This is a genomic window from Stenotrophomonas sp. SrG, from assembly GCF_050031795.1.
Taxonomy (GTDB): Bacteria; Pseudomonadota; Gammaproteobacteria; order Xanthomonadales; family Xanthomonadaceae; genus Stenotrophomonas; species Stenotrophomonas rhizophila_A.
Genome location: NZ_JBNBBE010000004.1, coordinates 35362 through 57043 on the forward strand (window position 1 = coordinate 35362; position 21682 = coordinate 57043).

Here is a 21682-nt window from a genome sequence, read left to right on the forward strand (position 1 = left end):
CGCTGGCATCTTCGAGATATCGACGGAGCCGTGCATGCGCCTGATCAAGATCCTGCTACCCACGTTGATGCTGGCTGCGTGCAGCCAGCCCACGCCGCCGGCCAACGAAGCGGCGGCGCCCTCGACATCGCCGCCGGCCACTGCGCCCACGGCCGCCGAAGATGCGCCGCAGGCCGGGTTGTCACCCGATGCGGTGGAGCCCAGCACGGCGGCCACGCCGGATACGGCTCCCCCGGTAGCGGGGACCGATTCGGCGGCGAAGCCTGCGGATGCATCTGCCGACGCCGAGGGTGGCGCACGCGAGCGCATCACCAAGCTGCTGGGGGATGCCGCCCCGTACGAAAGTGTGTTCAACGAACTGCAGCGTGGTGTAGCGGCAGGTGACCGTGCCGCGGTGGCCGGGCTGATGCGGTACCCGGTGCGGGTCACCATCGCCGGCAAGAACCAGAAGGTGGCTGATGCTGCCGCTTTCCAGCGCGACTACGACAGGATCGTGACCCCGGCGTTGGCCAAGCTGATTGCCGAGCAGAAGTTCGACACCTTGTTCGTCAACTGGCAGGGCGTGATGCTGGGTCAGGGCGAGGTGTGGATCAACGGCACCTGCCTGGACAAGGAATGCACGAAGAGCGACGTCAAGGTCAACAATATCGGACAATGACGCATGCCTTCGTTGGAGGTCATGCGTTACCGGATGTTGATGGCGGAGCGCAGTCGTTTGGGAACCGACCCTACCCCCAGCACCGCCGACCGGGCCGGTTGGGCCGGACGCGACTGCGCGCTGGTAGGGTCGCATCCCGATCGACCGCCGTGACATTGCCCGCGTTCGGTAATGGCATGAACGTCGGCGGGGAAGGCCGGGCATCGCCCGGCGCTCCCACCTGCATCACCCCTTCGGGGTGAGCTTCAACAGCTTGCCCTTGCTGCCATCTTCCAGCAGCCAGATCGCGCCATCCGGGCCCTGTTCCACTTCGCGGATGCGTTCGCCCATCAGGAAGCGCTCGGCTTCGCGCGCGTTGTCGCCGTCGAAGGCCACCCGTACCAGCGAGGTTGACGACAACCCGCCGATGAAGCCGCTGCCGGTCCACTGCGGGAACAGCGTGCCGCTGTAGATGATGAAACCGGCCGGCGAAATCACCGGGGTCCAGGTCACCTTCGGCGCGGCGAACTCCGGGCGCGTGCTGTGGTCGGGAATGTCGCGGCCGTCGTAATGGTTGCCGTTGGACACGATCGGGTAACCATAATTGGCCCCGCGCGTGATCAGGTTCAACTCATCGCCACCGGCCGGACCCATCTCGTGCACCCACAGCTTCCCGCGCGCATCGAAGGCGATGCCCAGCGCATTGCGATGGCCCAATGACCACACCTGCGTGGCCACGCCCCCCTGGGAGGCAAACGGATTGTCGGCCGGCACGCTGCCGTCGTCGTTGAGGCGGATGATCTTGCCCAGGTTGCCGGACATGTCCTGCGCCGGATCGAACTTCTGCCGCTCGCTGGAGGTGATCCACAGCTTGCCGTCCGGACCGAAGGCCAGGCGGTGGCCGTAGTGGCCCTTGCCTTCCACCTTCGGGGTCTGGCGCCAGATCACCTTGAAGTCTTCCAGCGTGCCGCTGCCATCGGCGGCCAGCACCAGCCTGGCGCGGCCCACGGCGGCGCCGCGCGTGTCCTTGTCGCCTTCCTCGGCGTAGCTCAGGTACACAAGGCCGTTCTTCGAGAAGTCCGGGTGCGGCAGCACATCCCCGAAGCCGCCCTGGCCGCCGTAGGCCACCTTCGGCACGCCGGTGATCTCCGCGCTCTTTCGGGTGGTCAGGTTGAAGTGCTTCAACCGGCCTTCCTTCTCGGTCACCAGCAGGCTGCCATCGGGCAGGAAGCTCATCGCCCAGGGCTGGTCGAAGGTGGCAAATTCGGTGGCGGTGAACGGCCACTGCGCCTTTTCCAGCGCGGGTGCAGGCGCGGAGGCCGTCCCGGGGGTATCGGCGGCCACGCAGGCGGTGGTGAACAGGGCGGGGGTGGCGGCGAGGGCAAGGCTGAGCAGCAGGCGGCGGGTCATGGGAAATCTCCGGAAGGGGACGCGAATGGCCAGCCGTTGTTGTACACCATGGCCATCAAGGGGGCGTGGACCATACGTCACCCCCGTAGGCGGGTGCGGGGGAATCGGCTACCGTAGGCGCCATCAAAAGGGAGTTTGAACAATGAAGCCTCAGGTCACCAAACCGTCTCCGGCGTTCATCGCCGCCTCGTGGACCGCACTGCTGCTGGGCGCCGTGGCGTACCTGGTCGGCCTGTTCAACGCCGAAATGGCACTGAACGAAAAGGGCTACTACCTCACCCTGCTGCTGTTCGGCCTGTTCGCCGCCGTGTCACTGCAGAAGAGCGTGCGCGACCGGGTGGAAGGCATTCCGGTGAGCAGCCTCTATTACTCGCTGTGCTGGTTCGCGCTGCTGGTGTCGCTGTTGCTGCTGCTGGTGGGGCTCTGGAACGCCACCCTGCTGCTCAGCGAAAAGGGCTTCTACGGCATGGCCTTCGCGCTGAGTCTGTTTGGCGCCGTGGCCGTACAAAAGAACACCCGCGACCTGATGGCCGCGGGTGATCGCGAGATTCCGCCGATTCCGCGCGCTGAATAAGCCAGGCGCGAGCGGTTTGATCGGGATGCAACCCTGGCAGGGCGCATCCCGTTCTGGGCGCGCTTCGCATCAGGTACCGCGCGGGACGCCCTTGTCCAGGTGTGACTGGTGCAGGGCAGTGGATTCGTCCCAGCCACGGCGTACTGCGTTGCGGGCCTGCGCCCAGGTCAGCTTGCTGGTGGCCTGTTCCCGCGCCCAGCGCGATTCGAGTTCGGCTTCCACCTGCTCGTAGGCGTCGATCATTTCATCGGCGCGGGTGCGGGCGTGGCGGGAGCTGTAGCCGAGGTAGTAGGCCGGCTCGTAATCCTCGAACGCCAGGTCACTGTCGTAGTACGGCTCGGCGCTGAAGCGCTCGCGCCAGTAATCCGAGACCGCTTCGCGCGGGACGCCGTCTTCCGGCACCCGGCCGGGAATCTGGTAGTCAGGGCTCATGTGGGGCTCCGGTTGGGTGGGGCTTCAACCTACCCAAGGACCGGTTAACGCGGCGGGCGCGTGGGGTGAATGTTGGATCAAGGAACGACCGCCCGTCACCCTTCCTGTTTGCGCGGCAACAGGTAGATCACCCCGCCCACCGCGAACGCGATCAACGCGGCGGCGATGTTCTGCCAGCTGGCACTGGCAAACAGCGCCAGGCACAGCACCAGCGCCAGGATCGGAATCAGCGGGCCGCCGGGCAGCTTCAATGCGCCGGGGCGGTCGCGGAAGCGGCGGGCCAGCACGATCACGGCTGCCGCCGTGCCGATGTACGCAAACAGGCGCGTGGTCATCGAGAGCAGCGCCAGCTGCACGAACGAGCCGGACAACGCCAGCACCAGCGCGATCAGCCCCTGGGTGATGATCGCCGCCGCCGGCGTGCGGAAGCGCGGGTGCACCTGCGCCAGCAGCTTCGGCCCGTAGCCATCGCGCGCCAGGGCGAACAGGAAGCGCGGGCCCATCATCATCGTGTTGCTGTTGGTGCCCAGGATGGAGATCGTCGCGCCCACCGTGAGGATCAGGGCCAGCGCCTCGCCGCCAAAGCCGGCGGCAGCATCGGCCAGCGGCGTGGCGGAATCGGCCAGGCCCGGCAGCGTGCCCTGCGCGATGAACTGCACCGCGCCGTAGATCACCGTCACCGTGATGATCATGGTGATCAGCGCGAACGGAATATCGCGGCGCGGATTGCGGTACTCACCGGCCGCGGCCGGGATGTTCTCGAAGCCTGCATAGGCATACAGCAGCAGCAACGCCGCCTCGCCCATGCGCTGCAGGTCGTGCGGGTCCGGGCGGGTGCCGGAGAAGGCCAGGTCGGTATCCACGTAGAACGCGCCGATCGCCACGAACAGCAGCAGCGGCAGCATCTTGCCGATCACCAGCACGATCCCGGTCCGCGCCGCCGAGCGCACACCGGCCACGTTCACCGCGGTCAGGAACCCCAGCGAGGCCACGATCACCAGCACCCGGCCCACATCGTGCCCGGCCCAGGGCCAGAACCGTGCCACCGCATCGGCCAGCGCGTTGCTCAACGCGGCCGCCGAACTGATCCGGGTCAGCCAGATCATCCAGCCGATCTCGAACCCGGCAAAGCGCCCGAACGCCTCGCGCGCATACAGATAGCTGCCGCCGGGTTCATCGAAGTAACTGGCCGCCTGCGCGTAGCACAGCACCAGCAGTGCCACGACGATGCCCGCTGCCACCACGCCCCACAGGCTGAACGGCCCCAGCAACAACACCGTCGCGGCCGGCAGCAGGTAGATGCCGCTGCCGATCACATCGTTGATCGACAACCCCACGATCTGCCAGCGGCTGACCGCGCGTTCCAGTTGCGGTTCGGGCGCGGCGCTCATCGTGCGGCCTTCGGCAGGGCCGGCAGCTGCCAGTCCTGCTGCAGCCGCTGGTACTGCGCGCGCGGCAGCAGCACGAACACCGGGCGCTGGGCCGGGTCCAGCCAGGCCAGCAGGCCGCGCATGTGTTCGGGCTGCATCGCCGTGCAACCGGCGGTGGCCTCACCCGGCGTGCGCCACAGGTGCGCGAAGATGCAGCTGCCCCGGCGCGGTACCGCGTTCGGGTTGTGCTCGATCACGAAGCCCTCGCGGTAGCGCACGTCGCCCTTGTTGTGCAGGTCCAGCCGCATCGGTTCGGTGGAGCCTACCACCGCATCGGCACCCACGACGTCGGCATCCACAATGCGGTTGTAGTACTTCGAATCCGGTACATCCATGCAGTAGCTGCTTTCCAGCATCGGCTGGTAGGGCATCGCGCTGGCCACCTTCGGCGCATAGCCGAACGCCGGGCCGATCCTGAACATCCCGGCCGGGCTGCGGCCGTCGCCTTCCTGCTTCACCGGCTCGCCCGGCTGCTGCGGCCCACTGCCGTCCGGCGCGGGCGCTACGCCCACGCCCCAGGCGCTGCCGTTGCGGCCCACCGCCACATCGAACGCGGCGCCATGCGGCTGCCAGCCCTGCGCGGTGCGTGCATAGGCCTGCAGGCGGCCCTGGGTGGCATCCCAGCCGTCGGTGGTGACCACGATCATCTGGCCGTTGTCCAGCAGCGGCGTGGCCACGGGGGTGAGTGCCGAAGCGGGCAGGGCGCTGGCAACCAGCACGGTGGCAAAGGCGGTACGCAGCAGCGACAGCATCGGGTGCACTCCGGGAATCAGGTGTCGATCAGGTGTTCGATCCGTTCCAGGTTCACCCCGAGCTGGCGGTGGCGGTCCGGGTTGGCGTGGCAGAGCAGCACGAACACGAAGTCCAGCAGCGACTGCAAGGCAGAACGGTACAACAGTTGTGCCACGTGCGGCGCCGGATCGTGCGCGCACACCACCAGCGCGCCATCGGCGTGCGCGCGCAGCGGGTTGGCGCTGTGCCGGGTGATCGACACCACCTTGCCACCCACGTCCTGGAACTGGCGCGAGAGCTGGAACAGCTGCGGCAGCTTGCCGAACTCGGAAAACACCAGCAGCACATCGCCCGGCCGCGCCGCCGAGAGGTTGGCCATCATCAGGATCGGGTCGGCGTGGTGCACCGTGAGCATGCCCAGCAGCGACAGCCGCATCGCGAACTCACGCGCGTACAGGCCATCGTCGCCCAGCCCGTACACGAACAGCTTGGGCGCGCCGTCGATCAGCTGCACGATCGCTTCCACGTCCGCCTGCGGGTTGGCCAGCCGGGTTTCCTCGTCGGCCGCGGTGCGGCTCAGGCGCAGGCGCTCGGCCAGCTGGTCGTAATCGTTGCCCGGCGCGGCGGCCGGCGGGCCGGCGGCCGGATCGTTGCCGGCGCGGGCCACGGCCTGGCCGATGGAATACTTCAGGTCCGGGTAGCCCTTGAAGCCCAGCTTCTGGCTGAACTTGACCACGCTGGACTGGCTGATGCCCAGCGCGCTGGCCAGCTGCTGCGACGAGTAATCGCGCAGCAGGTGGGCATTGTCGAGGATGAAATCGGCGATGCGGCGTTCGATCGCCGACATGTGGTCACGCTCGGAGCGGATTTTCACCAGAGGCGGCATGGGGTCATCAAAAAGGGGACGGGGGGACGTTACCAGCGCGGCGGCTTGATCATCTCCAACCCGCGCACCTCGGTGATGCCCAAGCCGGGCGCATCGCTGATGGTGATCTCCGACTCGTTGAAATGTACCCCGCCGGTGACCGGATTGAACTGCCCCAGCGACGGGCCGTCCAGGTCCACCTTGGTGATGATCTCGCTTTTTGCCACCGCCAGGTGCACGGCCGCGGCCACGCTGATGCTCGATTCGATCATGCAGCCGATCATGCACGGCACCCCGTAGATGGCGGCGATGTCGGCAATCCGGATCGCGTTGGACAGCCCGCCGGTCTTCATCAGCTTGATGTTGATGATGTCGGCCGCGCGCTGCTGGATCAGGTCGAACACCTGGCCCGGGTTGAACACGCTCTCATCGGCCATCACCGGCGTGTTGACCCGGTCGGTCACGTACTTCAGCCCGCTGATGTCGGCCGCCTTCACCGGCTGCTCCAGCAGTTCCAGCACCACCCCGGCTTCTTCCAGCGTGCGCATGGCGTGCACCGCCTGCTTGGCGGTCCAGCCCTGGTTGGCATCCAGCCGCAGCAGGGCGCGGCCCTGCACGGCGGCGTGGATCGCCTTCACCCGCTCGATATCCAGCCCGATGTCCTTGCCCACCTTGATCTTCAGCGACTCGAAGCCACGGTCGATCGCCGACAGCGAATCGGCCACCATCTTGTCGATGTAATCCACGCTGATGGTGATGTCGGTGGTGATCACCGGGTCGCCACCGCCCAGCATCTGGTACAGCGGCGCCTTGTGCAGCTGCGCCCACAGGTCGTACACCGCGATTTCCACCGCCGCCTTGGCGCTGGTGTTGCGCTCCATCGACGACTGGATCAGCGCGCAGTTGCGGTTGAGTTCGGCCACGTCCTGGCCGACCAGGCGCGGCTTGATGAAGGTGTTGATCGCCTCGATGATCGAACCGTGGGTATCGCCGGTGATCACCGCCGTGGCCGGCGCCTCGCCATAGCCGGTGTGGCCGGTGTCGGTGCGCACCAGCACCACCACGTCTTCCACCGTATCCACGGTGCGCAGTGCGGTCTTGAACGGGGTTTTCAGCGGCACGCGCAGCATGCCAAGTTCAATGTCGGTGATTTTCATCAAGGAGTCTGGGGCCGGATGCGCTGGATGTTGGTGATGCGGTCGATGTAACTCACGGTGTCGCTGGCCATCATCGGCTGCAGCGGAGTCACCGAAACGCCGTTGAGGTGGGCCTGCACGCGATTGCCGTCGGGGCCGAACCAGCTGCCGCCGGCGGTGTCGTGGATCATCCATGTCTGCCCGTCGAGCTGGCCGATGGTGACCATCACGTGGCCGGGAATGTAGACCAGGTCGCCCACCTGCAGCTGCTGCACGGCCGCGTTGCGCCTGGCCTTGCCGTCCTTGTCGCTGAAGGCGATGCGGTCCAGCGCCGGGCTGACTGCCTGCGCGCTGGTATTGCGCGGCACCAGCACGCCGAAGCTGCGGTAGATCTCGGACACGAAGCCGCTGCAATCACGCGTGTCGTACGAATGGCCCCAGCCGTAGCGCTCGCCCAGGAACTTGAACGCCTGGGTGAGCACGTTGCGCGGGGTCAACGGCAGGTAATCGCTGGCGGTGTCCTGCGAACGCGGCAGCAGCGCCGGCACCAGCGCCAGCGTGCCATCGGCATTGCGCACCGGCAGCTGCACCACGTGCGCGGCGTGCGCCTGCTGGCCGTTCACGGTCTGGTTGAGCGGCCAATCGGCCAGCACCGGCACGCGCACGCCCATCTCCAGCTGCAGCCGCGATACCCGCGGCTCTTCCGGGGTGAATGCGGTGAAGGCGGTGGCGCCGGTCACCACCCGGTAAGGACCGTGTTGGCCGTAGCCGAACACAGTGTCCGTGCTGCCAATGCCAACGAAGCGCTTTTCAATCCACGCCGAATAGCGCTCGCTGGTGACGAACAGCCACTGGCCGTCGGCGCTTTCATGCAGCACCGCCACCGCGTCGCCGGGGAACAGCGCCGATTCCTGGAAGCGGTCGATATCGGTGTCGCCCTGCGCGGTGAACACCCGCAGCGCAGTGGGGAACGCACGCAGCGCCGCGCGGTGGGTCACCAGCCCGTACTGCAGCGGGCGCTCGGCGGGAATGGCCGCCAGGGCCAGGTTCGCCTCGATGGCGGTACGCGCGCTGGCAGGAATCGGCTGCTCGTCTTCGCCGAACAGCGGCTTCGTCGGCCAGCGCGACAGCGCCTGGATGTCGGCCAGCACCCGCGCACGCGTCAGCTGGGCGGGGAGCGCGCGCAGGTCATGGATGGAGTCGTCTTCAGCGCGCATCCGCGTGTTCTGCGCGGCAATGCCGGCGCGATCCAGGATCACCCGGTCGGCATCGGGCAACCGGGCCGCCCAGAACGCCGGGTCGAGGTAGGCCTCGCGCAACCCGGTCACGCCGCCGAATGCCGCCGGGGGCGCAAAGGGCGCGTCGGCCCAGGTCGCGCCGGCGGGCAGCAGCGTCAGCGCCACCAGCAGGGCGCGCGCCAGCCACGCAGGCCGCACGGGGCGGCGGGGGGAAGCCTGGATCATGGAGCGGTCACCCTCCTCGAAAGCGTCAGGAATATTTATTCCTTTTTCCAGCGAAAGCAAGAATAAATTATTGACCACCTGTCAGGCCCGTGTTACACAGCGATTACCACCTGCACCTTGGGAAGTGTCGCCGTGGATCTGCCCGTACGCAAACCGCGTTCTCCTGCCTCGACCTTCGCCCAGCGCGCCGCAACGGCGTGCCTGCTGCTGGGCATTGCCTCGGCCGGGGCACAGGGTCCGGCGCTGGATGCGGTGGTGGCGCAGATAGACCACGGTGACTTTGCCGCTGCCGATGCCCGCATCGCTGCGGCCATCAACGACCCCGCGCTCAGCGCAGAGGCACGTGCCGCCTATGCGTTCCAGCGCGAGCGGATGCGCCGCATGCGGCTGGACTTCACCCTGGACGGGGCCGCCGCCAAGGCCCTGGTGCGCAAGCAGATCCCGGACCTGCGCGATGACGAGTTCGCGCGCTGGGATGCCGCCGGCCTGATCGAACACCTGGATATCGACGGTGAACGCCGCTACTTCAAGCGCGCGCCAGCCAACCTGTTCCGGGTCAGCGCCGAAGCCAAGGCACGCCGCGCACCCAACGTCCCACTGCCGGTGGATGGCCCGTACGAGAACCTCGCCCCGCACCATGAAGAAGTAATCGCGGCGGCCAAGGCCAGCGGCACCCGCAGCGTGGTGCCGCGCCGTGTGGAAGTCACCCAGTCGATCACGGTCAAACCCGATGCCGTGCCCGCCGGCGAGCTGCTGCAGGCATGGATTCCTTACCCGCGTGCCATTCCTGGCCAGCAGGAAGACATCAGCTGGATCGGGCCCAAAAGTGGCGCGGTGATCGCGCCCGAAACCGCCCAGCAGCGCACCGTCCACCTGCAGCAGAAGGCCGTGGCAGGCAAGCCGACCCGCTTCGAGATCCGCTACGCCGTCACCGTCTACGCCCGCCACATCGAGATCGATCCGGCCAAGGTGCTGCCCACGCCGGCCGATGCGGCGTTGCAACCCTACCTGGCCGAACAGCCACCGCACGTGGTGTTCACCCCGGCGTTGCGCGCGTTCTCACAGCGCGTGGTCGGCAATGAAACCAACCCGTACCGCATCGCCCAGAAGCTGTTCGACGCGGTGGACCAGATCCCGTGGGCCGGCGCCCGCGAATACTCCACCATTTCCAACATCAGCGATTACGCCCTGCACGCCGGCCATGCCGACTGCGGCCAGCAGACGCTGCTGCTGATCGCGCTGCTGCGCATGAACGGCATCCCCGCGCGCTGGCAGTCCGGCATGGTCTATTCGGACGACGCGGTGGGCTACAACAACCTGCACGACTGGGGCGCGTTGTACCTGGCCCCGTATGGCTGGGTGCCGATGGATGTCACCACCGGCCGCCTGCAAAGCGCCGACCCGGCGCTGCGCGACTTCTACTTCGGCGGGCTCGATGCCTACCGCATCGCCTTCAACGACGATTTCCAGCAGCCGTTCCAGCCGGCCAAGCAGTACCCGCGCTCGGACACCGTGGATTCGCAGCGCGGCGAAGTCGAATGGTCCGGCGGCAACCTGTACTTCGATCAATGGAATTACGACTTCCAGTCGCACGTGGTGCCTGCCACGCCGCGGTAGCACCCCACCGTTGGTGGGGTGATCAACACTAATTTTTCACCCTTGAAGGAGAGAGCAGGGAATGAAAGCGAACGGTTTGAAGCGGGCGGCGCTATGCGTCGCATTGGGTGCGTGCCTGGGTGTCGTTGCACCGGCAGCGATGGCGCAGGACGGTTCGGTGGCCGGCAGGCTGTTGAGCGAACCGGGCCAGCAACTGGAAGGTGCCACCGTCACGGTGCGCAATCCTGCCACCGGCTTCGTGCGCTCGGTGCGCGCCGATGCCAACGGCAGCTACCGCATTCCCCTGCTGCCGGTGGGCACCTATGACCTGGAAGTGGCTGTGGCCGGCGGCGCCCCGGCTCGCGTGGGCCAGGTCAATGTGACCCTGGGCAACGCCACCACGGTGAACGTGCCGGTCAGCGGCGTGAGTACCCTGGGCGCGGTGCAGGTGCGCGCCCCGCAGGTGGTGAACATGGTGGACGTGCGCTCCACCGAATCGGCCACCAACATCACCCGCGAAGAACTGCTCCGGCTGCCGGTGGACCGTGACATCACCGCCGTGGCGCTGCTTGCCCCGGGCGCGGTGAAAGGCAAGGGCTCGCTGGGCGGGCAGGGCATTTCCTTCGGCGGCTCGTCGGTCGCGGAAAACACCGTCTACGTCAACGGCCTGAACGTCACCGACTTCTACAACCGGGTCGGTTTCTCATCGGTGCCGTTCGGCTTCTACCAGGAATTCCAGGTCAAGACCGGCGGCTACTCGGTGGAGTTCGGGCGCAGCACCGGCGGCGTCATCAACGCCGTGACCCGCTCGGGCACCAATGAGTTCCAGACCGGCGCCCAGCTGGTGGTGGAACCACGTGCCTGGCAGTCGCAGGCACGCGACCGCTACGACAGCAACGGCAGCCGCTACATCACCGCCAGCCAGGATGACTACTCGCGCAGCGCCCTGAACGTGTTCGCCTCCGGCGCGCTGGTGCAGGACAAGCTGTTCTTCTTCGGCATGTACGAGGCGCGCGACTACGAGCCCAACTCCACCAACGACGCCGGCACCGTATTCAACCGCGGAAAGGCTGACGACCCGTTCTGGGGCGGCAAGCTGGACTGGCAGATCACCGACAACCAGATGCTGTCGCTGTTCGGCTTCTCCGACAAGAGCGACACCATCACCGACGTCTACAAGTACGACTACGCCACTGGCGACATCGTCGGCGACCGCACCAACCAGATCTACAACACCGTAGGCGGCAAGAACTGGTCCGGCACCTACAGCTGGCAGGTCAACAACGACCTGACCATGAAGCTCATGTATGGCGAGAACAAGCGCAACCGCTCGCAGAGCAGCCTGATGGACCAGAACTGCAACCGCGTGTTCGATAACCGCACCGCCAGCCAGGGCGTTCCCACCGACCTCCAAGGCGACCGCAGCTGCACCAGCAGTTCGCAGGTGGAAGCGGCACTGGATACCCGCAAGGCGGCCCGCGCCGACTTCGAGTGGGCCCTGGGTGACCACCTGCTGCGCTTCGGCCTGGATCGCGAAGAGAACACCTCCGATTACGAGCGCTCGTACCCGGGTCCGGGTGGGTTGCGTTACGACATCTACTACCGTACTCCCGGCAGCTCGCTCAACGGCGGTGCCGTGCCGGCCAGCGGCCTGGTCGCGCGCACCCGCCGCTATGAAGTGGCCGGCTCGTTCGAAACCATCAACTCGGCGTACTACCTCGAAGACAACTGGCAGGTCACGCCCAACCTGCTGCTGAACATCGGCGCGCGCGTGGAAGGCTTCGACAACAAGGGCGGCGACGGCGACAGCTACATCAAGATCGACAACATGTTCGCCCCGCGCCTCGGCTTCTCCTGGGACGTCAAGGGCGATGGCACCACCAAGGTGTTCGGCAACCTGGGCCGCTACTTCCTGCCGGTGGCCAACGTCATCAACATCAAGCAGGCGGGCGGCTTCCTGGACGAGCGCACCTGGTACGAGTTCCTCGGCTACTCCGGTGGCGAAAACAACATCCCGGTGCTGGGCGGCCAGATCGGCCCGGTGGACAACTCGCAGGGCGATGGCAGCGTGCCGGACCTGCGCGCCGAGGTGAACCGCGACATGGACCCGGTGTACCAGGATGAAGCGATCCTGGGCTTCCAGCACATGCTCAGCGAATCGTGGTCGGTCGGCGCCAGCGTCACCTATCGCCGCCTGAACAACGCGATTGACGACATGAACATCACCGCCACCGGCCAGTGCGGTGCGGTCGACAGCGTGTGGATCATGGGCAACCCGGGCCGCACCAACACCGTGTGGGGCGACACCGATTGCGATGGCAGCAATGACGGCTGGATCAACATCGACACTTCCCGTGAGGGCTGGGCGCTGTATGACGATGATGGCAACTATGTTGGCCAGCGCGGCTGGGTCAAGCCGAAGCGCGATTACAAGGCGCTGGAACTGCAGGTCGACCGCGCGTGGGATGGCAAGTGGGGCTTCAACGCGTCCTACACCCTGGCCTACGGCAAGGGCAACGCCGAAGGCCCGGTCAATTCCGATACCGACTTCGCCGATTCGGGCCGTACCGAAAACTTCGACAATCCGTGGGTGAACTACCGTGGCTACGGCTACCTCGCCAACGATCGCCGCCACCAGTTCAAGTTCCGTGGCAGCTACGCGGTGACCGAAAACCTGACCGTGGCCGCCACGCTGGGCATCCAGTCCGGCAGCCCGATCACCCGCTTTGGCGCCGGCAACCCGTATGACGCCACCGACTTCCACAGCTACTTCGTGTGCGTGTCCAACTGCCAGTCCAGCGTACCGTCCGAACGTGTGTTCGTGCATTCGCCGCGTGCCGGCGATGGCCGTACGCCGTGGACCTACGACCTGGACATGAGCATCGCCTACAAGGTGCCGGTGCCTCTGGACATCAGCCTGAAGCTGGCCGTGTACAACGTGCTCAACCAGCAGCGCATCGTGTCGGTGGACCAGGACTACGAGCCGCAGGACAGCATCGGCACGCCGAACCCGCTGTACGGCTACGGCACCGGGTTCCAGTCGCCGCGCTATGCCCAGCTCACGGTGACGTGGAACTATTGAGGGCATGAACGCCTTGAAACGGTGGGTGGTATGTGCGACGGCGGGGCTGGTCTTTTCGGCCAGCGCCGCAACCGCCGAGCCAGGCTTCCAGGCGATGTTCGACCAGGCCCGGCAGCACTACGCGCTGCCGGGCCTGGCCATGGCCGTAGTGGACGACGGCCGCGTGGTCTACATCCACACGGCCGGCGAACGCCGCGCCGGCAGCGGCGAGCCCATCGACGCCGACACCCTGTTCAAGATCGCCTCCAACAGCAAGGCGATGACCGCCGCTGTACTGGCGCGGCTGGTCGACCGTGGCCTGCTCGCCTGGGACGACCCGGTGACCAAGTTCCTGCCGCAGTTCCGCATGCACGACCCGTGGGTGACCGAACACATGCAGGTCCGCGACCTGCTCATCCACAACAGCGGGCTCGGCCTGGGCGCGGGCGACCTGATGCTGTGGCCCGAACCCAATGCGTTCACCCGCGCCGACATCATTGCCGGCCTGGAGCATCTCACGCCGGTCACCAGCTTTCGCAGCGGCTACGCCTACGACAACCTGATGTACGTGGTGGCCGGCGAAGTGGCGGCGGCTGCCGGTGGCAAACCCTATGACCAGCTGCTGCGCGAGGAAGTGTTCATCCCGCTCGGCATGACCCGCTGCCAGGCCGGCACGTGGTCGGTGGCGAAGGTGGGCAACGTGGCGCAACCGCATGCCCGGCGCGGGAGTGGCAACGTGGTCGTCAACGCCGATTCCGACGTCGCCCCGGACCTGACCTCGATGGCGGCCGGCGGCATCCGCTGCAGCCTGCGCGACATGACCCGCTGGATGCAGGTGCTGCTGGATCCCACGCGGGTGCCTGGCTGGCTCAGTGAACCCCAGCGCCGCGCGCCGTGGACCGCGCACATGCCCATGCCGCTCGGCGAACGCCAGCGCCGCTGGGACAACGCGCACTTCTCCGCCTATGGCTACGGCTGGCGCCTGTCGGACATGGACGGGCAGTGGAAGGTCGCCCACACCGGCACGCTGTCGGGCATGTATTCCTCGCTCGCGCTGCTGCCGGACCGCAAGGTGGGCGTGGTGATCCTGATCAACGGCGAAGGCGAGGATGCGCGCACCGTGCTGATGCAGGCCGCGCTGAAGCACTACACCGCCCCGGCGCAGAAGCAGACCGTAGCCAGCTACGCCGCGCAGTTGCAGGCCGAAACAGCCAGCCGCCATGCGGCGGGCCATGTGCGCTCCGATACGAGCGCGCGCAAACCCGTAGAGCCACGCCATGCGTGGCTGAGCAGCGCCGACCATCCCGCAGCCACGCAGGGCGTGGCTCTACGCGGTGGCGACCATCCCGCAGCCGTGCAAGGCCTCTATCGCGACCCCTGGCTGGGCCAGGCCCGCCTCTGCCCGGAAAACAACACCCTGCGCTTCAGCGTGGACAAATCGCCGACACTGCGCGGAACCGTGATGCAGCTCGATACCCGCTGGCTGGTGCAGTGGGATACCCTCGGGGCGGATGCAGAACCCTGGCTGCAGGTGGAGCCAGGCACCCCGCCCACGCTCCGCCTGAGCGCGATCGATCCGGATATCGACTTCAGCTATGACTACCAGGACCTGCACTTCACCCGCATCGGCGATTGCCCTTAGCCTGCTGCTCGCCCTGGCCGCGCCCGCAGTGGCCTCGGCCCAGCCGGTCCACATCGCCCTGGTGCGCACCGCCGAGCAGGCCGGCCTGGTCGACATCACCGCGCTGGCGCCGGATATCAAACTCGACATGCGCTACGCCGGCAGCAATAACTTCACCGGCCGCCCGGTGCCCGGCTACGAAGCGCCCAAGTGCTTCCTGCTGCGCCCGGCCGCCAAGGCGCTGGCCGAGGTGGAAGCCGACCTGCGCGCCAACGGCTACGGCCTGCAGCTGTTCGACTGCTACCGCCCGGCGCAGTCGGTGCGGGCGTTCGTGGACTGGGCCAACGACCCGCTGGAGCAGTCGCGCAAGGCGCAGCAGTACCCCAGTCTCGACAAACCCGCGCTGCTGGGCGGCTATATCGCCGAAACCTCCGGCCACAGCCGTGGCGCCACCGTCGACCTGGGCCTGCTCGACTGCCGCAGCAACCCCTGCAGCGTGGTCGACATGGGCACCGACTTCGACTTCTTCGGCCCGCGCGCGCATACCAACGCGCCCGACATCACCCCCACCCAGTACCGCAACCGCCAGACCCTGCTGCAGGCCATGCAGCGCCAGGGCTTTGCCAACTATCCGCAGGAATGGTGGCACTTCACCCTCACCCCCGAGCCCAGCCCGACCACCGCCTTCGACGTGCCGGTGCGCTGAGCCCCTGCGTCCGGGCGGCGCGCCGCTACAATGCGCGCTCCCCCAACGCCCGGACCACGATGAACCTGCCGCTGCACTTTGGATTGCTGGGCACGCTGGAAGCCGGGCTCATCGCCCTGCTGGTCGGCCTGCTGGTGTACGCACTGTGGCACCGGGTGTGCCGCTGGGCGAGGTGGTCGGACGGGCATGCCATTGGCTGGGCCTGCGTGATGTCCGTGGCCGCATCCGCCGGCATCGATGCCTGGAACCTGTTCTACATGGGCATGATGCGGCTGGAGTCGCCGCTGTATGCACGCCTGTTCCTGGCCACCATCCACGATCCGAACGAACTGGGCTCGCGCGTGGTGATTGAAGTGGCTGGTGCATTGGGCGGTGTTGCACTGGGCTGGCTGATATTCAGTTCCCGCTCAGGCGAAAAAAACGCCAGCAACCCCTGAGTTTTCGTTCGCATCCGGTTAAATCCGGGCCCATTGAATGATCGTCTTACCAACCGCTCACCTGCGCGTAACCGCAGGGGTAACGGAGCGCTGCGCGCGTGTGGTTAAGACTGTGTGCGCAGGCCGGTTGCAGGGCAAGGTCGATTCACAAACGGGGTGTCAGTGTGGGGTCGTGCGGAAAACAACGAGCCGCGCAACATCCCACAAGGAGACCACCCAATGACTATTCGCAACCGCAAGCCCCTGATCGCCCTGATCGTCGCCGCCGGCAGTGTGCTGGCCATTCCGGCGATGGCACAGACCGCACAGCAGAGTGCCGCGCAGGCCCAGACCCAGGCCGCGCAGGCCCAGCAGTCGGCGGCGCAGGCAGACCAGGCGGCAGATGCGGCCACCGGCGCGGCCGCCCAGGCCTCGGCGCAGGCCGGCGGCGGTGGCGGCCAGACCTGGGCCAGCGTCGATACCGACGGTGACGGCGCCATCAGCAAGAGCGAGGCCCAGGTGAACGCAGGCCTTGCCCAGGTGTTCGACCAGGCCGACAGCAACAAAGACGGCAAGCTCACCCCGGACGAGTACAAAGCCTACGTCGCCGCCCAGCAGGGCGCCGCAGCCGGCGGCAACGCCGCCCCGGGCCGGTAACCACGCAACTGCCTGAAACCGCTGGACAACGGTGAATGGCCTGGAAGGGCGGCTTGGGCCGCCCTTCCTTCTTTTCCGCTTGGTATCCTTGCCCGATGATGACCTCCATGCCCGCGCCCACCGGCGCCATCGGTCTGGTCGGTTTTGACGGTGACGACACGCTGTGGAAGAGCGAGGACTATTACCGCAAGGCCGAACAGGATTACCTCGACATCCTGTCGCGCTACATCGACGTGCACGACACCGCCACCGCGCGCCACCTGCTCGAGGTGCAGCAGCGCAACCTCGGCGTGTTCGGTTACGGCGTCAAGGGCATGACCCTGTCGATGCTGGAAGCGGCCATCGAGATCACCGAAAAGACCATTGCCGCACGCGACCTGCAGCTGATCCTCGACATCGGCCATGACACCCTGCGCCACCCGGTGGAGCTGATCGATGGCGTGCGCGAGTCCGTCGCCCAAATCGCCCGCGATTATCCAGTGGTGTTGATCACCAAGGGCGACCTGTTCCACCAGGAAGCCAAAATCAAGGTCGCCAACCTGCGCGATCTGTTCCCGCGCATCGAAATCGTGTCCGAGAAGGATCCGGAAACGTACGCGCGCGTGCTCGAAGAGTTCGACCTGCCGATGGAGCGTTTCGTCATGGTCGGCAATTCGCTGCGCTCGGATATCGAACCGGTGGTCACCCTGGGCGGTTGGGGCATCCACACCCCGTATGCGGTGACCTGGGCACATGAAACCCAGCATGGCGTGGCCGCCGACGAGCCGCGCATGGTCGAAGCGGCCACCGCGTTCGACTGGCCGCAGGCCCTGCGCGCCATTGAAGCCAAGGCGGCGGGCGGCTGAACCGGTGAAGCGCCTGCGCCTGCTGCTGGTTGCCCTGCTGCTGTGGCTGCCGTTGCTGGCGGCCGCGCAGCAGACCCCGGAAAAATCCCAGGCTTACCAGGTCCACACCGGTGACGCCTGGGTGGATGACCAGCTGCAGGACATCAACCACTACGCCGAGCGCTACCCGGAGAGCTTCCTCGACGAGGTAGCGCGCTACGCCAGTGTCCCGCGCGATTACATCGCCGCGCTGTTCTACACCCATGGCTGGCAGGCGGGCGACATCTACTTCGCCTGCTTCTGGGCCAAGGCCACCGAGCGCTCCTGCCGGGACGCCGTGCAGGCCTGGTCGCGCTTCGTGCCCGACGAAGGCGAAGACAAGCGCTGGGCCGACATGGTGACCAACATGCCGGTCACCCCCAGCAACACGCATTGGCGCACCCTGCGCCACGCCATCGTGGCCAGCCACGACCACTGGGACCGCCCGGTCACCCTCGACGCCACCCTCAAGCGCCAGCTCGGCGACCGCGCCCAGCGCGACAAAGCCGCTGCAGAAGCCGAAACCAGACGCGCCCGCTGACCCTCCAGGCCCCATCTGCGCCGGACTACATGAACTTCGGCGGGGACGGCTCCTGCTCCGCTCGTCGGTCATGCGTTACCGGGTGTTGACCCGTTATCGGCGGTCGTTTGGGAACCAACCCTACCCATCCATGCATCGCGTGGGGCACTCCCCCCAATGCTGCTGTGCACCTCGCCCGGTACGGCCCACCTCGGCGACAATGGGCACCTGCTGTTCCCCGTGATCCGTTGCCGAGTACGTAATGAGCGCCGACCGTTTCGTTTCACCCGACGATATCCGCAGCCTGTTCGCCCAGGCCATGTCCACCATGTACCGCACCGAAGTGCCGCTGTACGGCACCCTGGTCGACCTGGTGGCCGAGATCAACGATGCCGTGCTCACCGACAACCCGGCACTGGCTGAGCAGCTCGAGCGCAATGACGAGCGCGGCCGCCTGGCGCAGGAGCGCCACGGCGCCATCCGCGTCGGCACTGCCGAAGAGCTCGCCACCCTGGGCCGCCTGTTCGCCGTCATGGGCATGTACCCCATCGGCTACTACGACCTCTCCGTGGCCGGCGTGCCAGTGCATTCCACCGCCTTCCGCCCGCGCACCGCATCGGCGCTGGCCGCCAACCCGTTCCGCGTGTTCACCTCGCTGCTGCGCCTGGAACTGATCGAAGACGAAGCCCTGCGCGACGAATCCGCGCGCATCCTCGTGCGCCGCCGCATCTTCACCGATGACGCGCTGGCGCTGATCGAGCAGGCAGAGCGCGAAGGCGGCCTGGACCAGAACGATGCCCGCCGCTTCGTGCTGGCCGCACTGGAAACCTTCCGCTGGCACAGCGATGCCACCGTCTCGCTGGCCACCTACGAGGCATTGAGCAACGCCCACCGCCTGGTGGCCGACGTGGTCAGCTTCCGTGGCCCGCACATCAACCACCTCACCCCGCGCACGCTGGACATCGACGCCGCGCAGGCCGGCATGCTGGCCCGTGGCATCGATGCCAAGGCCGTGGTCGAAGGCCCGCCGCCGCGGCGCTGTCCGATCCTGCTGCGCCAGACCAGCTTCAAGGCGCTGGAGGAAACGGTGAACTTCCCCGACGGCGAAGGCGCCGATGCCGGTACCCATACCGCGCGCTTCGGCGAGATCGAACAGCGTGGCCTGGCCCTCACCCCCAAGGGCCGCGCGCTGTACGACCAGCTGCTGGCCCAGGCTCGCGATGCCGGCGGCGCCGGCAGCACCGGGCAGGATTACCCCACGCGCCTGGCCGCAGCCTTCACCGCCTTCCCGGACGACCACGACACCCTGCGCCGCGAAGGGTTGGGCTACTACCGCTACGCCCTCACGGACGCCGGCCGCGCCAACCCGGCCGCCGTGGGCGACCTGCCGGCCGAAGCGCTGGTAGCGGCAGGGCTGGCCAGTGCCGACCCGATCGTCTACGAAGATTTCCTGCCGGTCAGTGCCGCGGGCATCTTCCAGTCCAACCTCGGCGGGGAAGAACAGCGCGCGTACGCTGCTCACGCCAACCGCGATGCGTTCGAGCAGGCGCTGGGCATGAAGGTAGAGGACGAGTTCGTGATTTACGAGCGCCTGCAGAAAGAGTCGCTCGATAGTCTCCGAATCTAAATGGCAATGGGATGCGCCGGTAGGGTCGCATCCCAATCGACCGCCGTGGAATTTTCCGCGTTCGGTTGTGGCATGACCTCCGGCGGGGACGGCGTTTGTTTTTGCCCGGGGTCATGCGTTACCGGACGTTGCATCGTTATCGGCGGTCGTTCGGGAACCGACCCTACCATCGCGAACAAAAAACGCCGGGAAATCCCGGCGTTTTTTGTTGCAACCACTCAGGCCTTCATCGTCCCCGTATCCAACCACCGCTGGTGCCACGACAACGCTTCCGGCAACAGGTGCGGAGTGTGCTTACCGTAACTGTCGCGGCTGGCCCGCTCGAAATAATCATTGAGCTGGTCGCGGAAATCCGGATGCGCGCAATTATCGATCACCACCCGCGCACGCTTGCGCGGCGGCAACCCACGCAGATCCGCCAACCCCTGCTCGGTCACGATCACCGACACATCGTGTTCGGTGTGGTCCACATGGCTCACCATCGGCACGATCGCCGAAATGGTGCCGTTCTTGGCCGTGGACGGGCTAAGGAACGCCGACAGGAACCCGTTGCGCGCGAAATCACCCGAACCGCCAATGCCGTTCATGATCCGCGTGCCCATCACATGCGTGGAATTGACGTTGCCGTACAGATCCACCTCGATCATTCCGTTCATGCCGATGCAGCCCAGGCGGCGCACCAGCTCCGGATGGTTCGAAATCTCCTGCGTGCGCATGATGATGCGCTCGCGGTAGAAATCGATGTTCTCCTTGAACGTCTCATTGGCCTGCGGGCTCAGCGCGAACCCGGTACACGAGGCGTAACTCAGCACGCCATCGCGCAGCAGGTCCAGCATGCCGTCCTGGATCACCTCGGTGAACGCGCTCAGGTCGCGGAAGCCGCTCTTGCCCAGCCCTGCCAACACAGCATTGGGAATATTGCCCACGCCGCTCTGCAGCGGCAGCAGGTTGGCCGGCAGGCGGCCGCGCGCCACTTCGTGCTGCAGGAACTCGATCAGGTACGCCGCGATCTGCTCGCTGGTCGCATCGATCGGGCTGAACGGACTGTTGCGGTCCGGGCCGTTGGTGCGCACCACCGCCACGATCTTGTCCGGGTCGCAGCGCAGCGCCGTTTCACCGATGCGGTCGTTGCCGTGGATCAGCGGAATCGGCTTGCGGTGGGGCGGCAGCGCCGTGCCGTAGTAGATGTCGTGCATGCCGTCCACGCCGGCCGGCTGCCATTCGTTGACCTCGACGATCACCTTCCTGGCCAGGTCCAGCCAGGTCTTGTTGTTGCCCACCGAAGTGGAGGGCACCAGCGAACCGTCTTCGCGGATCGCGGAAACCTCGATCACCGCCGTATCGATCTCGCCATAGAACCCGAACCACACATGCTGGGCCACGTGGCTGAGGTGGATGTCGATGTAGTCCAGCAGGCCCGCATTGATGCGGTTGCGCGCGTCCGGGTCGCTCTGGAACGGCATGCGCATGGCGATGCCGTCGGCCTTGGCCAGCGCACCGTCCAGTTCCGGCGCGGTGGACGCGCCGGTCATCAGGCTGATCTGGAAGGGCAGGTTGTCGGCGTGGAAGGCCTCGATGCGCTGGGCCAGCGCCACCGGCACCGCCTTCGGGTAGCCCGAGCCGGTGAAACCACTCATGGCCACCGTTTCGCCCGGCTGGATCAGCGCGGCGGCGGCTTCGGCAGATACAACGCGAGCGCGCAGGCGCGCGTCGGCAATGCGATCAACGGACATGACGACTACATTTTGTGGGGGATATTCATTATCCGCCATCGCACCACCGTCCCGGGTGCGACCAAGGTGGAATGGCGTTCTCCCGGTATATGAGGTCCTATTCAGTTAAATGAGGGCATCTGTACCCGCCAGTATTGTTTTGCAGTGCAGCGTGCAACTTGTTCGCGGAGCCTAGAAGATCGCCCTGCATCCCGACGTGGGGG

Annotated in this window: 19 protein-coding genes; 11 read left to right on the forward strand and 8 right to left on the reverse strand. The window is 66.7% G+C overall.

The features are described from left to right. Positions 1 to 34 precede the first annotated feature (34 nt). On the forward strand, positions 35 to 658 hold the full coding sequence (locus ACQG3P_RS05000; protein WP_426804370.1) for a hypothetical protein: 624 nt from the start codon (positions 35 to 37) through the stop codon (positions 656 to 658). Between the two features lie 225 nt (positions 659 to 883). On the opposite strand, the gene ACQG3P_RS05005 is transcribed toward ACQG3P_RS05000, so the two are convergent. Next, positions 884 to 2047 carry a PQQ-dependent sugar dehydrogenase gene (locus ACQG3P_RS05005; RefSeq protein ID WP_426804371.1) on the reverse strand — a complete coding sequence of 388 codons (1164 nt, stop codon included), beginning with the start codon at positions 2045 to 2047 and terminating at the stop codon, positions 884 to 886. Positions 2048 to 2189: 142 nt separating this feature from the next. On the opposite strand from ACQG3P_RS05005, the gene yiaA reads away from it, so the two are divergent. Then, a complete protein-coding gene (yiaA, locus tag ACQG3P_RS05010) occupies positions 2190 to 2621 on the forward strand; it encodes an inner membrane protein YiaA (protein ID WP_068848781.1) in 432 nt (143 codons plus the stop codon). A 69-nt stretch (positions 2622 to 2690) separates the two neighbouring features. Here the strand turns inward: yiaA and ACQG3P_RS05015 are convergent, their stop codons facing one another. The 6 genes from ACQG3P_RS05015 to ACQG3P_RS05040 all read right to left on the reverse strand — a co-directional run bounded on the left by ACQG3P_RS05015 (position 2691) and on the right by ACQG3P_RS05040 (position 8679). Further along, complete coding sequence (locus ACQG3P_RS05015) at positions 2691 to 3053, reverse strand: hypothetical protein (RefSeq protein WP_068848783.1); 363 nt, start codon at positions 3051 to 3053, stop codon at positions 2691 to 2693. A gap of 95 nt (positions 3054 to 3148) precedes the next feature. After that, a complete protein-coding gene (locus ACQG3P_RS05020; RefSeq protein WP_068848785.1) occupies positions 3149 to 4444 on the reverse strand; it encodes an APC family permease in 1296 nt (431 codons plus the stop codon). Beyond that, positions 4441 to 5235, reverse strand: a complete 795-nt coding sequence (locus tag ACQG3P_RS05025; protein WP_426804372.1) for a L,D-transpeptidase family protein — start codon at positions 5233 to 5235, stop codon at positions 4441 to 4443. Before ACQG3P_RS05025 ends, ACQG3P_RS05020 begins: the two co-directional genes overlap by 4 nt. 17 nt (positions 5236 to 5252) lie before the next feature. Next, on the reverse strand, positions 5253 to 6101 hold the full coding sequence (locus tag ACQG3P_RS05030) for a MurR/RpiR family transcriptional regulator (RefSeq protein ID WP_068848789.1): 849 nt from the start codon (positions 6099 to 6101) through the stop codon (positions 5253 to 5255). A gap of 29 nt (positions 6102 to 6130) precedes the next feature. Further along, positions 6131 to 7237, reverse strand: a complete 1107-nt coding sequence (locus tag ACQG3P_RS05035) for a dipeptide epimerase (protein ID WP_068848791.1) — start codon at positions 7235 to 7237, stop codon at positions 6131 to 6133. After that, on the reverse strand, positions 7237 to 8679 hold the full coding sequence (locus tag ACQG3P_RS05040) for an SH3 domain-containing protein (RefSeq protein ID WP_426804373.1): 1443 nt from the start codon (positions 8677 to 8679) through the stop codon (positions 7237 to 7239). Before ACQG3P_RS05040 ends, ACQG3P_RS05035 begins: the two co-directional genes overlap by 1 nt. A gap of 132 nt (positions 8680 to 8811) precedes the next feature. Between ACQG3P_RS05040 and ACQG3P_RS05045 the strand changes: the two genes are divergently transcribed. From ACQG3P_RS05045 to hglS, 9 genes are all read left to right on the forward strand, one after another. Further along, positions 8812 to 10296, forward strand: a complete 1485-nt coding sequence (locus ACQG3P_RS05045) for a transglutaminase-like domain-containing protein (RefSeq protein ID WP_426804374.1) — start codon at positions 8812 to 8814, stop codon at positions 10294 to 10296. Between the two features lie 61 nt (positions 10297 to 10357). Further along, on the forward strand, positions 10358 to 13357 hold the full coding sequence (locus ACQG3P_RS05050) for a TonB-dependent receptor (RefSeq protein WP_426804375.1): 3000 nt from the start codon (positions 10358 to 10360) through the stop codon (positions 13355 to 13357). 4 nt (positions 13358 to 13361) lie between these two features. Next, positions 13362 to 14978 carry a serine hydrolase domain-containing protein gene (locus ACQG3P_RS05055; RefSeq protein ID WP_426804376.1) on the forward strand — a complete coding sequence of 539 codons (1617 nt, stop codon included), beginning with the start codon at positions 13362 to 13364 and terminating at the stop codon, positions 14976 to 14978. Continuing rightward, positions 14932 to 15663: a M15 family metallopeptidase gene (locus ACQG3P_RS05060; protein ID WP_426804377.1), complete on the forward strand. Its 732-nt coding sequence runs from the start codon at positions 14932 to 14934 to the stop codon at positions 15661 to 15663. The genes ACQG3P_RS05055 and ACQG3P_RS05060 overlap by 47 nt, the downstream gene beginning before the upstream one ends. Before the next feature lie 59 nt (positions 15664 to 15722). Continuing rightward, positions 15723 to 16100: a hypothetical protein gene (locus ACQG3P_RS05065; protein WP_426804378.1), complete on the forward strand. Its 378-nt coding sequence runs from the start codon at positions 15723 to 15725 to the stop codon at positions 16098 to 16100. A gap of 219 nt (positions 16101 to 16319) precedes the next feature. Then, entirely contained in the window at positions 16320 to 16736 is a 417-nt protein-coding gene (locus ACQG3P_RS05070) for an EF-hand domain-containing protein (RefSeq protein WP_426804379.1), read from the forward strand. A gap of 95 nt (positions 16737 to 16831) precedes the next feature. After that, the gene (locus ACQG3P_RS05075) at positions 16832 to 17581 is read left to right on the forward strand and encodes an HAD family hydrolase (RefSeq protein ID WP_426804380.1); all 750 of its coding nucleotides are present in this window, start codon (positions 16832 to 16834) and stop codon (positions 17579 to 17581) included. 4 nt (positions 17582 to 17585) lie between these two features. After that, positions 17586 to 18140 (forward strand): hypothetical protein, encoded by a 555-nt coding sequence (locus tag ACQG3P_RS05080; RefSeq protein ID WP_426804381.1) that lies wholly within the window; start codon positions 17586 to 17588, stop codon positions 18138 to 18140. A gap of 241 nt (positions 18141 to 18381) precedes the next feature. Further along, positions 18382 to 19746, forward strand: coding sequence for a 2-oxoadipate dioxygenase/decarboxylase HglS (gene hglS / locus ACQG3P_RS05085; RefSeq protein WP_426804382.1), 1365 nt, complete (start codon positions 18382 to 18384; stop codon positions 19744 to 19746). A gap of 218 nt (positions 19747 to 19964) precedes the next feature. Here hglS and ACQG3P_RS05090 read toward each other — a convergent pair whose 3' ends face one another. Further along, the gene (locus ACQG3P_RS05090) at positions 19965 to 21479 is read right to left on the reverse strand and encodes an acetyl-CoA hydrolase/transferase family protein (RefSeq protein ID WP_068848813.1); all 1515 of its coding nucleotides are present in this window, start codon (positions 21477 to 21479) and stop codon (positions 19965 to 19967) included. Positions 21480 to 21682: the final 203 nt, after the last annotated feature.